Annotated in this window: 12 protein-coding genes; 6 read left to right on the top strand and 6 right to left on the bottom strand. The window is 70.4% G+C overall.

Annotation, left to right across the window (positions count from 1 at the left end):
* Positions 1-52 precede the first annotated feature (52 nt).
* Positions 53-583: a YbjN domain-containing protein gene (locus AAC944_RS18380; protein WP_030621458.1), complete on the bottom strand. Its 531-nt coding sequence runs from the start codon at positions 581-583 to the stop codon at positions 53-55.
* 115 nt (positions 584-698) lie between these two features.
* Entirely contained in the window at positions 699-3,353 is a 2,655-nt protein-coding gene (clpB, locus tag AAC944_RS18385) for an ATP-dependent chaperone ClpB (protein ID WP_030621460.1), read from the bottom strand.
* Positions 3,354-3,598: 245 nt separating this feature from the next.
* Here clpB and AAC944_RS18390 point away from each other — a divergent pair, with 245 nt between their 5' ends.
* From AAC944_RS18390 to AAC944_RS18400, 3 genes are all read left to right on the top strand, one after another.
* Positions 3,599-4,180 carry a Uma2 family endonuclease gene (locus AAC944_RS18390; RefSeq protein WP_030621462.1) on the top strand — a complete coding sequence of 194 codons (582 nt, stop codon included), beginning with the start codon at positions 3,599-3,601 and terminating at the stop codon, positions 4,178-4,180.
* Between the two features lie 58 nt (positions 4,181-4,238).
* Complete coding sequence (locus AAC944_RS18395) at positions 4,239-4,643, top strand: PPOX class F420-dependent oxidoreductase (protein ID WP_030621464.1); 405 nt, start codon at positions 4,239-4,241, stop codon at positions 4,641-4,643.
* 121 nt (positions 4,644-4,764) lie between these two features.
* Positions 4,765-5,169: a hypothetical protein gene (locus tag AAC944_RS18400; RefSeq protein WP_030621468.1), complete on the top strand. Its 405-nt coding sequence runs from the start codon at positions 4,765-4,767 to the stop codon at positions 5,167-5,169.
* Between the two features lie 111 nt (positions 5,170-5,280).
* Here AAC944_RS18400 and AAC944_RS18405 read toward each other — a convergent pair whose 3' ends face one another.
* The 4 genes from AAC944_RS18405 to dnaK are packed head-to-tail and all read right to left on the bottom strand — an operon-like array spanning position 5,281 to position 9,451.
* Positions 5,281-5,739 carry a heat shock protein transcriptional repressor HspR gene (locus tag AAC944_RS18405; RefSeq protein ID WP_030621470.1) on the bottom strand — a complete coding sequence of 153 codons (459 nt, stop codon included), beginning with the start codon at positions 5,737-5,739 and terminating at the stop codon, positions 5,281-5,283.
* Between the two features lie 2 nt (positions 5,740-5,741).
* Positions 5,742-6,914 (bottom strand): molecular chaperone DnaJ, encoded by a 1,173-nt coding sequence (gene dnaJ / locus AAC944_RS18410; protein WP_030621472.1) that lies wholly within the window; start codon positions 6,912-6,914, stop codon positions 5,742-5,744.
* A 39-nt stretch (positions 6,915-6,953) separates the two neighbouring features.
* Complete coding sequence (grpE, locus tag AAC944_RS18415; protein WP_030621474.1) at positions 6,954-7,598, bottom strand: nucleotide exchange factor GrpE; 645 nt, start codon at positions 7,596-7,598, stop codon at positions 6,954-6,956.
* A complete protein-coding gene (gene dnaK, locus AAC944_RS18420; RefSeq protein WP_030621475.1) occupies positions 7,595-9,451 on the bottom strand; it encodes a molecular chaperone DnaK in 1,857 nt (618 codons plus the stop codon). The genes grpE and dnaK overlap by 4 nt, the downstream gene beginning before the upstream one ends.
* Positions 9,452-9,892: 441 nt before the next feature.
* On the opposite strand from dnaK, the gene AAC944_RS18425 reads away from it, so the two are divergent.
* The 3 genes from AAC944_RS18425 (at position 9,893) to AAC944_RS18435 (ending at position 15,313) form a co-directional block, all read left to right on the top strand.
* Positions 9,893-12,160, top strand: a complete 2,268-nt coding sequence (locus AAC944_RS18425) for a (Fe-S)-binding protein (RefSeq protein WP_030621478.1) — start codon at positions 9,893-9,895, stop codon at positions 12,158-12,160.
* A 191-nt stretch (positions 12,161-12,351) separates the two neighbouring features.
* Positions 12,352-13,680 (top strand): FG-GAP repeat domain-containing protein, encoded by a 1,329-nt coding sequence (locus AAC944_RS18430; RefSeq protein WP_037773016.1) that lies wholly within the window; start codon positions 12,352-12,354, stop codon positions 13,678-13,680.
* Positions 13,681-13,855: 175 nt separating this feature from the next.
* Positions 13,856-15,313 carry an FG-GAP-like repeat-containing protein gene (locus AAC944_RS18435; RefSeq protein WP_368396342.1) on the top strand — a complete coding sequence of 486 codons (1,458 nt, stop codon included), beginning with the start codon at positions 13,856-13,858 and terminating at the stop codon, positions 15,311-15,313.
* Positions 15,314-15,394 lie beyond the last annotated feature (81 nt).

A 15,394-nucleotide genomic window follows, 5' to 3' on the forward strand; every position in this document is an offset into this window, starting at 1 on the left:
GGGCCCCGGAGCGCCATGCCCCGGGGCCCTTACGCGTGCCGTACGAGAGGCCTTACGCCTCGTCGTCCGGCTTCTCGGCGCCACCGTCGATGTCGGCCTCCAGGCCGAGCTGCTCGACGAGCCACTTGTCGAACTCGATGGACGCGCGGATCCAGCTGACCGTGCTGGAGACGAAGTGCTCCAGGGAGACGCCGGTGCCGACGAGCATCGACGCCTCACCGATCAGACGGACCGTGCCGTCGTCGTGGGTGTGGGTGTAGGCCTTGGGCCACAGGGTGCGGCGGTTCCAGTCGTCGATCGCCTCCAGCAGCTTCGGCTTGAGCTCGATCGCGTGGGGGCGGTCGTAGAAGGTGCGGACGGAGAAGATCTGTTGCTCCTCCTCACCCCGGAACATGAAGTACGTGCGGAACTGCTCCCACGGGGCGGCGAGGTCGCCCTCGTCGTCGACGACGTACTTCAGCTCCATCTGGTCCAGAAGCTGCTTGACCAGGTCCTGGTCAGGCACGATGGGACCCTCCGGCCCCGTCGGCTGCGGTTCGGGCTGGCCCCCGAAATTCGGAATCGAGGACGGGTCGATAGTCACCGTGGAAGTCCCTTCGTATGGTCCCCGCCATCCTCTCCCACACCCGCCCCGTCCTGGCAAGCGGACGGGGCGGACCGGATAGAGGGCACCGCCGCACGGCGGGGGCGCGCGCAGGTCAGGCCGCCGCCACCGGCTCCCGCTCCGCCGTCACCGAAAGGTGGTCGCCGTCCACGTCCACCCGTACGGTGTCGCCGTCGTGCACGTCGCCCGCCAGGATCGCCCGCGCGAGCTGGTCGCCGATGGCGGTCTGGACGAGGCGGCGCAGCGGCCGGGCGCCGTAGGACAGGTCGGGCCCCGAAGAGGCGGCCTGCTCCGGCTTGTCGATCACCGGCTCCTGGCCCAGCCACGCCAGCCAGGTCAGCGCCGCGTCCGAGACGTCCAGGGTCAGCCGCCGGTCGGCGAGGCGCTTCTGCAGGTGCGCGATCTGGATCTGCGCGATCCGCTGGAGCTGGTCCGTGCCGAGCGGGTGGAAGACGACCGTGTCGTCCAGCCGGTTCAGGAACTCCGGGCGGAAGGCGGAGCGGACCGTCTCCAGCACCTTCTCCTTCTTCTGGTCCTCCTTCAGCAGCGGGTCCATCAGGAAGTTCGACCCGAGGTTGGAGGTCAGGATGAGGATGGTGTTCCGGAAGTCGACCGTGCGGCCCTGACCGTCGGTGAGCCGGCCGTCGTCGAGCACCTGGAGCAGGATGTCGAAGACCTCGTGGTGGGCCTTCTCCACCTCGTCCAGCAGCACGACGCTGTACGGGCGGCGCCGTACGGCCTCGGTGAGCTGGCCGCCCTCCTCGTACCCGACGTAGCCGGGCGGCGCGCCGACCAGGCGGGCCACGGAGTGCTTCTCGCCGTACTCGCTCATGTCGATGCGGACCATCGCCCGCTCGTCGTCGAAGAGGAAGTCCGCGAGCGCCTTCGCCAGCTCGGTCTTGCCGACGCCGGTCGGGCCGAGGAAGAGGAACGAGCCGGTCGGGCGGTCGGGGTCGGCGATCCCGGCACGCGTACGGCGCACCGCGTCCGACACCGCGCGCACGGCCTCGGTCTGCCCGATGAGCCGCTTGCCCAGCTCCTCCTCCATGCGCAGCAGCTTCTGCGTCTCGCCCTCCAGCAGACGGCCGGCCGGGATGCCGGTCCAGGAGGCGACCACGTCGGCGATGTCGTCCGGGCCGACCTCCTCCTTGACCATGGACTCCTTGCTGGCCTCCTGCTCGGCCTCGGCGGCGGCGGCCTCGTCCAGCTCCCGCTCCAGGCCGGGGATCTCGCCGTACAGCAGCTTGGAGGCGGTGTCGAAGTCGCCGTCGCGCTGGGCGCGCTCGGCCTGGCCGCGCAGCTCGTCGAGCTTCTCCTTCAGCTCACCGAGGCGGTTCAGGCCCTGCTTCTCCTTCTCCCAGCGTGCGGTCAGCCCGCGCAGTTCTTCTTCCTTGTCCGCGAGGTCCTTCCGCAGCTTCTCCAGGCGCTGCACGGAACCGGCATCGGTCTCGTTCTTGAGCGCCAGCTCCTCCATGCGCAGCCGGTCCACGGACCGCTGCAGCTCGTCGATCTCCACCGGGGAGGAGTCGATCTCCATGCGCAGCCGGGACGCCGACTCGTCGACCAGGTCGATGGCCTTGTCGGGCAGGAACCGGGAGGTGATGTACCGGTCGGAGAGGGTCGCGGCGGCGACCAGCGCCGAGTCCGCGATCTGCACCTTGTGGTGCGCCTCGTACCGGCCCTTGAGGCCGCGCAGGATCGCGACGGTGTCCTCGACGGTCGGCTCGGCGACCAGCACCTGCTGGAAGCGCCGCTCCAGCGCCGGGTCCTTCTCGATCCGCTCGCGGTACTCGTCCAGCGTGGTCGCGCCGACCATCCGCAGCTCGCCGCGGGCCAGCATCGGCTTGAGCATGTTGCCCGCGTCCATGGCGGAGTCGCCGCCGGCGCCCGCGCCGACGACCGTGTGCAGCTCGTCGATGAAGGTGATGATCTGGCCGTCACTGGACTTGATCTCCGCCAGGACGGTCTTCAGCCGCTCCTCGAACTCACCGCGGTACTTCGCGCCCGCGACCATGGCGCCGAGGTCCAGTGCCACCAGCCGCTTGTCGCGCAGCGACTCGGGCACGTCGCCCTTCACGATGCGCTGGGCCAGGCCCTCGACGACGGCGGTCTTGCCGACGCCGGGCTCGCCGATCAGCACCGGGTTGTTCTTCGTACGCCGCGAGAGCACCTGTACGACGCGGCGGATCTCCTGGTCCCGGCCGATGACCGGGTCGAGCTTGCCCTCGCGCGCGGCCGCGGTGAAGTCCGTACCGAACTTCTCCAGTGCCTTGTACGTGCCCTCGGGGTCGGGGTTGGTCACCCGCTGGCCGCCACGCGCCTTCTCGAAGGCGTCCAGCAGCTTCTTGGCGGAGGCGCCCTGCTGGTCCAGCAGCTCGCCGGTGGACCCGCCCTTGGCGGCGATGCCGATGAGCAGGTGCTCGGTGGAGATGTAGTCGTCGCCCAGCTCCTTGGCGCGCTGCGAGGCGTCCGCTATGACGGCGAGCAGCTCGCGGTCGGGCTGCGGCGGGGCGACGGTCGAGCCCTGGATGCTGGGGAGCGCGGCGATCCGGCGCTCGGCCCCGGCGCGCAGCGCTGCCGCGTCCGCGCCGACGGCGGCCAGCAGGTCGGTGATGTTCTCGTTGTCCTGCCCGGCGAGCAGCGCGAGCAGCAGATGGGCTGCGGTCATGTCCGCGTGGCCCGCGGTCACGGCCCGCTCGTTGGCGGCGCTCAGCGCCTCCCGGCTCTTGTTGGTCAGCTCGGCGTCCACGTGCTCGCGCTCCTCCTCTTGTCCGGCCTGCACGTCAGCGGCCCCGTACGGGCCCCTTTGCCTGGATCAACGTGCGATAAGTTGAGTCTATTCCACTCAAGGCGGAAACGCCGACCTTTGCCGGGCGCTGCGGCCTGGGTTCCCGCCGGGCCCGCACTCCACTCGTGCGGGTGATCCGTTCTGATGATCGGCCCGTCGGTACCCCTGAGCCGACATGCTGGCCTTCCGCGACAAGGAGGTGCAGCATGACGGCTATGGCACAGGAGCCGATGGCCAGTGACGAAGAGACCCTCCTGGACTACTTCCTCGAGCTGGAGACCCCCGTGGGGTTCCGGCCTGAGTTCATCGAGGGGGAGATCGTTGTGTCACCACCGACGGACGGCGATCACGAGGACTACTTGGACCTGATCTCTGGCCAGGTCAGGGCCGAGTCCAGCACGCACATGCAGATCTCCGGCTACAAAGGGCTCGTCCTCCCCGGTACGGCAGGCCATGCTGACGATCACGTGATCCCGGACGCCACCATCGCCCCGCGTGAGCTGCGCCTTTTCCGGGGCGCTCCGCCATGGATGCCGAGCGACGGCGTCGCGATGGTCATCGAGGTGACATCGAGCAAGCCGAACAAGGACCGCGGCCCCAAGCGGCAGGCCTACGCCCGCGCACGCATTCCGCTCTACCTCCTCGTCGACCGGACGAAGTCAACGATCACTCTGTTCAGCGAGCCGGCTGACGGCGACTACGTCGAGGTCCACTCGGTGCCCTTCGGCAAACCCCTCCCCCTCCCCGCCCCCTTCTCCTTCGACCTCGACACCGGCGAATTCCTCTGACCGGCGGGCCGCCGGACCGCGCCGGCTCCCCCACCGCACCGCCCCGTAAGGTGCAGGCATGGCCCAGGATCTCCAGAACCCCGACCCCGCGTACCTCGCCTTCTGGCAGGAGCGGCACGTCTGCACGCTGACCACGATGCGGCCGGACGGGACGCCGCACGTCGTGCCGGTGGGGGTGACGTTCGACCCCGAGCAGGGCCTGGCCCGCGTCATCACGAGCAAGGGCACCACCAAGGCACGCAACGTCCTGTCCAGGGGCGACGGCGGCGCGCGCGTCGCGGTCTGCCAGATGCAGGGGCGCCGGTGGGCGACCCTGGAGGGGCTGGCGACGGTCCGTACGGACGAGGCCGACGTGCGCGACGCGGAGGCCCGGTACGCCGTACGGTACGAGCGGCAGCCGCGGCCCAACCCCGAGCGCGTCGTCATCGAGATCCGGGTGACGAAGATGCTGGGACGGGTCTGAGGACACGCACCACCGCGCCGGCCCTGCACAGCGGGCATCGGCCCCCCGGCGCAGCACCGCCCCCCCCGCTCGGCCCGCGGGGTATCGTCACCTCCACAGTCGCCACGTCCCGGGGGGCAGGATGAATGCGGTGCGAGTGACGGCCATCGCGTGCCTGATGCCGCTCTCGGAGCTGGACGACGATCCCTTCCTGGTGGACGACCGCAGCCAGCACGAGATGTGCGCCCGCTGGGCCGAGGACCGCACCTACCGCCTCACCTGCCGGCTGAGCCTCCACCACCTGCGCGCCGACCACTGCGCCCTGTGGCAGGACGTGGAAGCGGGGCTGGTCGACGTCTTCGTCGTACCGAACCGCCGCGCCCTGGAGAACGCCGTCGACTCCGCCGGGGAGTTCACCGGCCGCTGCGCCGCGGCCGGCGTCCGCCTGGAGACCGCCGACGGGGCCGAACCGGTCTACACCGCGGAGATGAAGTCCCGGGTGCACCGCCGGCTCTCGATGCCGACGGCCGGGTACAACGGCTGCTGAGAGCCTGTGTCATCACCCCGGTCGGATCAGCCGGACCCGTTCCGCGCCCGCGCCCGGACGCGAACGGGCCGGGGCCCGAAGACCCCGGCCCGCCCTGTCAGGGCACAGCGGCTACTCGGACGACCGCTTCGGCCGCCACACGACCAGCGCGCTGGTGTGCTGCACGTCCTGGTACGGCACCAGGTCGCGGCGGTAGCTGGCGTGCACCGCCGCCTCCCGCTGCTGGATCGCCGCGGCGGCACCCTCCACCGCGCTCTGCAGCTCGGCGACCCGCTGCTGGAGCGCCGCGACCTGATTCTCCAGTTCGATGATGCGCTTGATGCCCGCGAGGTTGATGCCCTCGTTCTGCGACAGCTGCTGCACCTGCCGGAGCAGCTCGATGTCCCGCGCCGAGTACCGCCGGCCGCGCCCGGCCGTACGGTCCGGGGAGACCAGACCGAGCCGGTCGTACTGGCGCAGCGTCTGCGGATGCAGTCCGGAGAGCTGAGCCGCGACGGAGATGACGTACACCGGCGACTCATCGGTCAGTTCATATGGGTTACGACTGCGCCGTCCGCCCCGGCTGTCCATCATCAAGCCCCCTTCGCGGCCTGGAAGAGCTCCGATCGCGGGTCCTGGCCCGCGGTCGCCTGGCGATAGGCCTCCAGCGACTCGCGTGCCTTGTCACCGAGGTCCTTGGGCACGACCACCTCGATGGTGACCAGGAGGTCGCCCCGGGTGCCGTCCTTGCGCGCCGCACCCTTGCCGCGGGCACGCATCGTCCTGCCGTTCGGCGTCCCGGCCGGTATTTTCAGGGTGACCGGCGGTCCGCCGAGGGTCGGGACCTTCACCTCGCCGCCGAGCGCGGCCTCCGGGAAGGTGACCGGCACGGTGACGGTGAGGTTGTCGCCCTTGCGCCCGAAGACCGGGTGCGCGTCGACGTGCACGACGACGTACAGGTCGCCGTTGGGCCCGCCGCGCTCGCCCGGCGCGCCCTTGCCGCGCAGCCGGATCCGCTGCCCGTCGGAGACGCCCGCGGGGATGCGCACCTGCATCGTGCGCGCGCTGGTGGCGCGTCCGCTGCCCTTGCACACGTCGCAGGGGTGCTCCGCGATCAGGCCGCGGCCCTTGCAGTCGGCGCACGGGTCGGTGAGCGAGAAGCCGCCGCCCGCGCCCCGGCTGACCTGCCCCGTACCCACGCAGGTCGGGCAGACCCGCGGGGTGCCGTTCTTGTCACCCGTACCGGAACAGGCCTTGCAGGGGGCCTGGCTGGACATCCGCAGCGGGACCGTGGCCCCGTCCACCGCCTCGGTGAAGCTGAGCGTCACCTCGGACTCGATGTCCTGGCCGCGGCGCGGCTGGGTACGCGTCCCCGCGCCGCCGCCCCGGTTGAACAGGCCGCCGAAGACGTCCCCGAGGCCGCCGCCGAACCCGCCGGCGCCGCCCTGCGCGCCCCCGAAGAGGTCACCCAGGTCGAAGTTGAAGCTGCCGCCGCCGGCGCCGCCGGGGCCGGCACGGAAGCCGCCGTTGCCGAACAGCGCCCGCGCCTCGTCGTACTCCTTGCGGCGCTTGGGGTCGCCCAGGACGTCGTTCGCCTCGGAGACCTCCTTGAAGCGCTCCTCGGCCTTGGGGTCGCCCTTGTTGGCGTCCGGGTGGTTCTCCCGGGCCAGCTTGCGGTACGCCTTCTTGATCTCGGCGTCGGTGGCGTCCTTCGGGACGCCGAGGACCTTGTAGTAGTCCTTCTCGACGAAGTCCTTGGTGCTCATCCCCGACGTCCCTCCTCCCGTACTGTCCTGCTTCTCACGTCAGCCCTCGTCCGGGCCACCGCTCTCCTCGTCCGACTTCTCCTCGGACTTGGCGGGCTGTGCCCCCGGCTGGGGCTCGGCGACCGCGACCCGCGCAGGGCGAATCGTTCGCTCGCCGATCCGATACCCCGGCTGCAGGATCGCAACGCACGTCGTCTCCGTGACGTCCGGTGCGTACGAGTGCATCAGCGCCTCGTGGATCGTCGGGTCGAAGGGCTCGCCCTCCTTGCCGAACTGCTGCAGACCGAGCTTGGCCACGACCGTCTCGATCGACTCGCCGACCGACTTGAAGCCGCCGACCAGCTCGCCGTGCTCGCGGGCCCGGCCGATGTCGTCGAGGACCGGCAGGAGCTCGGACAGGAGGTTCGCCGCGGCGATCTCCTTGACCGTCACCCGGTCCCGCTCCACCCGCCGGCGGTAGTTCTGGTACTCGGCCTGCAGCCGCTGGAGGTCCGCGGTGCGCTCGTTCAGCGCGGTGCGCACCTGGTCCAGCTGGGCCGTCAGACCGACGTCCTGATTCGCGTCCCCGGCCGGGGCCGGGCCCGCCTTGTCGGCGGACCCGGCGCCCTGCGCCGCATCGTCAGGGGCTGCGGCGTCAGAGGGGACGTCAGGCTTCTCGTCAAAGCCCGGGGTCTCCTCCGTCACGCGGCACCGTCCTTCTTGGGCTTCTCGTCGTCCACGATCTCGGCGTCGACGACATCGTCCTCGGCCTTGGCCTGCTCGCCACCGGCGGCACCTTCGGCACCGCCCGCGGCCTGCGCGCCCTGGGCGTCGGCGTACATGGCCTGACCCAGCTTCTGCGAGACGGCCGCGACCTTCTCCGTGGCGGTACGGATCTCGGCCGTGTCCTCGCCCTTGAGCTTCTCCTTCAGCTCGCCGACGGCGGTCTCGACCTCGGTCTTCACCTCGGCGGGAACCTTCTCCTCGTTGTCCTTGAGGAACTTCTCCGTCTGGTAGACGAGCTGCTCGCCCTGGTTGCGGGTCTCGGCGGCCTCACGGCGCTTGTGGTCCTCGTCCGCGTAGCGCTCGGCCTCCTCGCGCATGCGGTCGACCTCTTCCTTCGGGAGCGAGGAGCCGCCGGTGACGGTCATCTTCTGCTCCTTGCCCGTGCCCAGGTCCTTCGCGGTCACGTGCATGATGCCGTTGGCGTCGATGTCGAAGGAGACCTCGATCTGCGGGACGCCACGCGGGGCCGGCGGCAGACCGGTCAGCTCGAACATGCCGAGCTTCTTGTTGTACGCCGCGATCTCGCGCTCGCCCTGGTAGACCTGGATCTGCACGGAGGGCTGGTTGTCCTCGGCGGTGGTGAAGATCTCCGAACGCTTGGTCGGGATCGTCGTGTTCCGCTCGATGAGCTTGGTCATGATGCCGCCCTTGGTCTCGATACCGAGGGACAGCGGGGTGACGTCCAGCAGCAGGACGTCCTTGACCTCACCCTTGAGGACACCGGCCTGCAGCGACGCGCCGATGGCGACGACCTCGTCCGGGTTGACGCCCTTGTTGGCGTCCTTGCCGCCGGTCAGCTCCTTGACGAGCTCGGCGACGGCCGGCATACGGGTCGAACCGCCGACCAGGACCACGTGGTCGATCTCGGACAGCTGGATGCCGGCGTCCTTGATGACGTTGTGGAACGGGGTCTTGCAGCGGTCGAGCAGGTCGCTGGTGAGCTGCTGGAACTGCGAGCGCGTGAGCTTCTCGTCCAGGTGCAGCGGGCCCTCGGCCGAGGCGGTGATGTAGGGCAGGTTGATCGTCGTCTCGGTGGAGGACGACAGCTCGATCTTCGCCTTCTCGGCGGCCTCGCGCAGGCGCTGGAGCGCCATCTTGTCCTTGGACAGGTCGACGCCGTGGCCGTTCTGGAACTGCTTGACCAGGTAGTCGACGACGCGCTGGTCCCAGTCGTCACCACCGAGCTGGTTGTCACCGTTGGTGGCCTTCACCTCGACCACGCCGTCGCCGATCTCCAGCAGCGAGACGTCGAAGGTACCGCCACCGAGGTCGAAGACCAGGATGGTCTGGTCGTCCTTCTCCAGGCCGTACGCCAGCGCCGCGGAGGTGGGCTCGTTGACGATGCGCAGGACGTTCAGGCCCGCGATCTCGCCGGCCTCCTTGGTGGCCTGCCGCTCGGAGTCGTTGAAGTACGCCGGGACGGTGATGACCGCGTCCGTGACCTTCTCACCGAGGTAGGACTCCGCGTCGCGCTTCAGCTTCTGCAGGATGAACGCGGAGATCTGCTGCGGGTTGAAGTTCTTGTCGTCGATGTCCACCTTCCAGTCGGTGCCCATGTGGCGCTTGACCGACCGGATGGTCCTGTCGACGTTCGTGACCGCCTGACGCTTGGCGACCTCACCGACGAGCACCTCACCGTTCTTGGCGAAAGCGACGACGGACGGCGTGGTCCTGGCGCCCTCGGCGTTGGTGATGACGGTGGGCTCACCGCCTTCGAGAACACTGACGACGGAGTTCGTCGTGCCCAGGTCGATGCCGACCGCACGTGCCATTTCGATTCCTCCAGCTGACATTGAGTGGAACTGGCTCAAGGGTGCACCAGAGACTTCCCGCTGTCAAAGGACCTGAGTCGGTTCCGCTCAAGTCTCCTGCGGAAGTTCTGCGCACAGCGTTATAAGTGCAGGTCAGCGCGGTGTTCACGGGAAAGGGAAGCGTCTTCCGTCCGACGACGGGCGCGGCGCCGACACCCCCACCCTCCCCCGCGCGGACGTCCGGCGCATCTCCGGCGTGTCGCGTCCGCACCGGGGGCGTGGCTCTTACGGCACCCTTAGGCCACCCTCAGCGACACAGATCACCGCCGCAGCCGGTACAGGACGGCATGAATAGTGGGTACCCTCAGCACGGATTGACTAAGTTACTGCTTAGTAGTTGCCCACCACGTCCCTCACAGAGACCTTCTGGATTCCCCGCTCACGCAGGCCCGAGGAGCCCCCATGCAACTCGCCGCGATCATCGTGTCGCTGGTCCTAATCGCGGTCGGCGTCGCACTGTTCGGCCGCGCAATCGTGCAGATCTTCCGCTTCATGCGGCTCGGCCAGTCCGTACCCGCCGGCCTCCGGACAGACGAGCCCGTGCAGCGCACCGTCACGGTGGTCAAGGAGTTCCTCGGCCATACCCGCATGAACAAGTGGGGCATCGTCGGCGCCGCGCACTGGTTCGTCGCGGTGGGCTTCTTCTCGCTGCTGCTGACGATCGTCAACGCCATCGGGCAGCTCTTCCAGGCCGACTGGCTCCTGCCCGTCATCGGTGAGTGGGCGCCGTACAACGTCTTCGTCGAGTTCATCGGCACGATGACGGTGCTCGGCATCCTGGTGCTGATCGTCATCCGGCAGCTGAGCAGGCCGGGCGGCGCGGGCCGCAAGTCCCGCTTCGCGGGCTCCAACTTCGGCCAGGCGTACTTCGTCGAGGCCGTCATCCTCATCGTCGGCGTCTGCATCTTCATGCTGCACGCGCTGGAGGGCGCCCAGCACCACGTGGACGGCTACGAGGCCTCGTTCTTCATCTCGTACCCGGTGGTCGCGTGGCTGGAGGGCATGGACGTCTCGACGCTCCAGAACCTCACCTACTTCTTCGCGGGCCTGAAGATCGCGACCTCCTTCATCTGGATGATCACGGTCGCGCTCAAGACCGACATGGGTGTCGCCTGGCACCGCTTCCTGGCCTTCCCCAACATCTGGTTCAAGCGTGAGGCGGACGGCGACGTCGCGCTCGGCGCGCTGCAGCCGATGACGTCCGAGGGCAAGGAGATCGACTTCGAGGACCCGGGCGAGGACGACCAGTTCGGCGTCTCCCAGATCGAGCACTTCTCCTGGAAGGGCCTGCTGGACTTCTCCACCTGCACCGAGTGCGGCCGCTGCCAGTCGCAGTGCCCCGCGTGGAACACCGGCAAGCCGCTCTCCCCGAAGCTCATGATCATGGCGCTGCGCGACCACGCGCACGCCAAGGCCCCGTACCTCCTCGCCGGTGGCGGCAAGGACATGGAGGGCAACGAGAAGGCGTCCGAGGAGCAGCTGACGGACGTGCCCAAGGAGGCGCTGGCCGAGGCCGAGCGCCCGCTGGTCGGCACCCTCGAAGAGAACGGTGTCATCGACCCGGACGTGCTGTGGTCCTGCACCACCTGCGGCGCCTGCGTCGAGCAGTGCCCGGTCGACATCGAGCACATCGACCACATCGTCGACATGCGCCGCTACCAGGTCATGATCGAGTCCTCGTTCCCGTCCGAGGCGGGCACGATGCTGAAGAACCTGGAGAAGAAGGGCAACCCCTGGGGCCTGGCCAAGAAGCAGCGGCTCGCCTGGACCAAGGAGGTCGACTTCGAGGTCCCGGTCGTCGGCAAGGACGTCGAGGACCTCACCGAGGTCGACTACCTGTACTGGGTCGGCTGCGCCGGCGCCCTGGAGGACCGCGCCAAGAAGACCACCAAGGCCTTCGCCGAGCTGCTGCACATCGCGGGCGTCAACTTCGCCATCATGGGCGGCGACGAGAAGTGCACCGGTGACTCCCCGCGCCGTCTGGGCAACGAGTTCCTCTTCCAGCAGCTGGGCGCGGAGAACGTCGCCACGCTGAACGCGGCCTTCGGCGAGGACGACGAGGACCCGGAGACCAGGAAGCCGAAGTCCAAGAAGAAGATCGTCGCGACCTGCCCGCACTGCTTCAACACGATCGCGAACGAGTACCCGCAGCTGGGCGGCGAGTACGAGGTCATCCACCACACGCAGCTGCTCCAGCACCTCATCGACGAGGGCCGCCTCACCCCCGTCACCCCGGTCGAGGGTCTGATCACCTACCACGACCCCTGCTACCTGGGCCGCCACAACAAGGTCTACACGCCGCCGCGCGAGATCATCGCCAAGGTGCCCGGCCTGCGGAACGAGGAGATGCACCGCCACAAGGAGCGCGGCTTCTGCTGCGGCGCCGGCGGCGCCCGGATGTGGATGGAGGAGCGGATCGGCAAGCGCATCAACAACGAGCGCGTCGACGAAGCCCTGTCCCTCAACCCGGACATCGTCTCCACCGCCTGCCCGTTCTGCCTGGTCATGCTGACCGACTCGGTCAACGGCAAGAAGAACGACGGCAAGGTCAGCGAGAACGTCCAGGTCGTCGACGTGGCCCAGCTGCTGCTGGACTCCGTCAAGACCCCGGCCGACCCGGCCGGCGAGGAGGAGCCCGCCGACGAGCCGGAGCCCGAGCCGGCGAAGTAACCGCCACGCACGTCCCTCCGACGGCCGGTCCCGCCTCGCGCGGGGCCGGCCGTCGCCGTTCACCTCCCGTCCGGCCGCCCCGCCCCGGCCCTCCGCACGCCGGTGTCCAAAACCGGACGAACGTACGGGCGCACGACGTATGTCCGTGCCACCATGAGGCGCCGGATACGGATGGGGCGCTGGGGGGCGAAGTGCGGTACCGGGGGTCACGAGCGGCACGGGCGGCAGGAGCCGGACTGTGCTGCGCACTGCTTGCGGCCGGCTGCGGCCTGCTCCCGGCGGGCGGCGGGGACACCCGGACCACGGGCCGGCACGCCGCTTCCGGCCCGCCGCCCCGGCCCGTCCCGCACGGCAAGGGCAGCGGAACCGCCACCGACTTCAACGGGGACGGCCACCCCGACCTGGTGCTCGACTCGCTGCTCAACCCCGACGACAGCCACGACGACGACCCCGGTATCGGCATCGTCTACGGCTCGGACCTAGGCCTCGACCCGGCTGTCCGGCAGCTTCTCACCCCGGCCCGGCACGCCGCGCCCACGGGGGGCGTGGAACCGGCCGTGTTCGACGCAGAGGCCGCCTGCGACCTGGACGGCGACGGCTTCACCGACCTCGTGGTCAGCACGGACCCGCCGTACGACGGCCAGGGGCGCCCGCCGGTCCCCGTACAGATCCTGTTCGGCTCCCCCGGAGGACTCACCGCGCGCGCCGTGAAGCTGCGCATCCCCGACCGGGCCAGGTTCGGCAACGAGTGGCCCGACCAGCCGGTCTGCGGCGACTTCGACGGCGACGGCGCGCAGGACCTGGCGGTCACCGCGTCCGGGCCCCGGGCCAGCTTCCTGCGCGGCCCGTTCACGCGGAAGGGCGCGCCCAAGGGGGCCGGCGCGCCGCTGGACGTGCCCGGGACGGTGCTCGCCGGGCTGCCGTCCCCGGTCGACGTGGACCGCGACGGCGCCGACGACCTGCTCGTACGGTCCGGGGCCGTGGGCCGCGGCGCGCCGGGCCGGCTGGCGCTGGGCGGCACGCGGGGGCCGGACACGGCGGGCGCCGCGCTGCCGGCGGGGTACGAGGCGGCGTTCGGCCGGTTCGACGGCGGCGTTTCGGTCGACGCGGCGGTCGCCGGAGGCGGCCGGCTCGCCGTGCGGTACGGCATCGGTACGGCGGCACCGCGGAGCGCGTCCGTCCAGGTGGCGGGGCGGTCGGTGGCCGCGGGGGACGTCACGGGCGACGGCCGTACGGACCTCGTCGTGTCCGGCGGCACGACGCGCCCCGTGCTCCTGCCCGGCTCGGCCACCGGACTCCGCGCGGACCGGAGACAGGACGTACCGAAGGCCCCCGGCATGCCGGCCGGCGCCCGCCCGACGGTGCTCCGGCTGGCCGACTACGACCACGACGGCCGGGCCGACCTGGTTCTCCGCACCGTCTCGGACGACCGGGACACGGTCACGGTGCACCGGGGGACGGCCGCGGGCTTCGCGGACGAGCCGGCGGTGTCGTTCAGCACGGCGGCCTTCACCGAGTGAACGCGGCGCCGGGGGCTCGGCGCGGGAGTGCGGCGTGCAACCCTCACGCCCCTTCGCGGGTCTTGTGATCGCCAACTGCCGCTGAATTCCCAAGAAACGACCGGTGACGGACGACGGTGGACGGCCTTCATCCGGACGGGACGCGCGAGCGTCCCGCATGCAGCAGGAGAACAGCGTGCCCAAGCACCTTCGTACGGCCCTGGCCGCCGCGGCAGCCGCGGCCCTGACCGGCGGTCTGCTCACCCTCTCCACCGCCCCCGCTGCCGCCGCCGGCAGCGGCCTGCAGGGCGACTTCAACGGCGACGGTTACCGCGATCTCGCCGTGGCGGCCCCCGCCGCCACCGTCGCCGGCCACAAGAACGCCGGTGCGGTCACCGTCCTGTACGGCTCGGCCGACGGCGTGTCCGCCGCCCGGCACGCCACCTTCACCCAGAACACCGCGGGAGTACCGGGCGCGGCGGAGACCGACGACTGGTTCGGCCTTGCCCTCTCGGCGGGCGACTTCAACTCCGACGGCTACGCGGACCTCGCCGTCGGTGCCCCCTGCGAGGACGTCTCGGGCGACACGGACGGCGGCACCGTGCAGATCCTGTGGGGCTCGGCGTCCGGCATATCGCGTGCCGCCACGGTCCCCGACCCGGCCCCGACGAAGCACGACTCCTTCGGCAACGCGCTGGCCGCTGGCGACTTCGACGGCGACAAGAAGGCGGACCTGGCCGTCGGCACCACGGCGGCGACCCTCCGCGTCCTCAAGGGCGGCTTCAGCACGTCGGGCGTCCCGGCCGCCAAGTCGGCCGTCACCCTCCCGATCCTCAGCGGCTCCGACGCCGGGATCTTCCGCCTCACCGCGGGTCAGGTCAACGGTGACGGCCGCACGGACCTGGTCGTCGACGGCTTCCAGGACACCCCGCAGGGCGAGAACTACTACAACGCCAACTACTTCCTGCCCGGCTCGTCCTCCGGCCCCTCCGGCTCCGGCATGCGCAAGCTGCCCGCCGGCCTGATCACCGCCATCGGGGACACGGACGGCGACGGGTACGGCGACCTGGTCACCGGCGTGCACTGGGACGACACCGTGCCCGGGAGCACGAAGGGCGGCAAGGTCAACGTCATCTACGGCTCGGCGAGCGGGCCCACCACCCGGATGGACACCATCACCCAGGAGACCGGCGCCGTGCCCGGCAACTCCGAGCGCGGTGACGTCTTCGGGTACGGGGTCTCACTCGGCGACATCGACGGCGACGGCAGGCAGGACCTGGCCATCGGCTCGGGCGGCGAGGACATCGACGGCGTCACCGACACCGGCGCGGTCACCGTGCTGCGCGGCTCCGCCTCCGGCATCGACACCGCCCATGGCGTGCAGTACTTCCACCAGGACGTCCCGGGCGTCCCCGGCACCTCCGAGACCAGCGACTTCTTCGGCGGCGAGGTCTTCCTCTCCGACGTCGACGGGGACGGCAAGGCCGACCTGACCGTCGGCGCGGGCTACGAGAACGACGGCAACGGCTCGGTCGTCTCCCTGCCGTCCGACGGCACCCGCATCGGGACCACCGGCGCCCGCTCGGTCTCCCCGAGCGCGGTCGGCGTGCCCACCACGGGCCGACCGCAGTTCGGTGCTTTCCTGGCCGGCTGACCCGCGCGCTCCTCGCTCCCCGCCGGGAACCCCCTAGGGGATGTCACAGGTCGGCAGCAATGCCCGTCCTGTCCGCTCTCT

The organism is Streptomyces sclerotialus (assembly GCF_040907265.1).
In the GTDB taxonomy this organism is placed as follows: domain Bacteria; phylum Actinomycetota; class Actinomycetes; order Streptomycetales; family Streptomycetaceae; genus Streptomyces; species Streptomyces sclerotialus.

Coding starts and splice junctions, on each gene's coding strand:
- AAC944_RS18390 (WP_030621462.1), top strand. CDS start 3,599: ATGACGGCTATGGCACAGGAGCCGATGGCCAGTGACGAAGAGACCCTC.
- AAC944_RS18395 (WP_030621464.1), top strand. CDS start 4,239: ATGGCCCAGGATCTCCAGAACCCCGACCCCGCGTACCTCGCCTTCTGG.
- AAC944_RS18400 (WP_030621468.1), top strand. CDS start 4,765: ATGAATGCGGTGCGAGTGACGGCCATCGCGTGCCTGATGCCGCTCTCG.
- AAC944_RS18405 (WP_030621470.1), bottom strand. CDS start 5,739: ATGGACAGCCGGGGCGGACGGCGCAGTCGTAACCCATATGAACTGACC.
- dnaJ (WP_030621472.1), bottom strand. CDS start 6,914: ATGAGCACCAAGGACTTCGTCGAGAAGGACTACTACAAGGTCCTCGGC.
- dnaK (WP_030621475.1), bottom strand. CDS start 9,451: ATGGCACGTGCGGTCGGCATCGACCTGGGCACGACGAACTCCGTCGTC.
- AAC944_RS18425 (WP_030621478.1), top strand. CDS start 9,893: ATGCAACTCGCCGCGATCATCGTGTCGCTGGTCCTAATCGCGGTCGGC.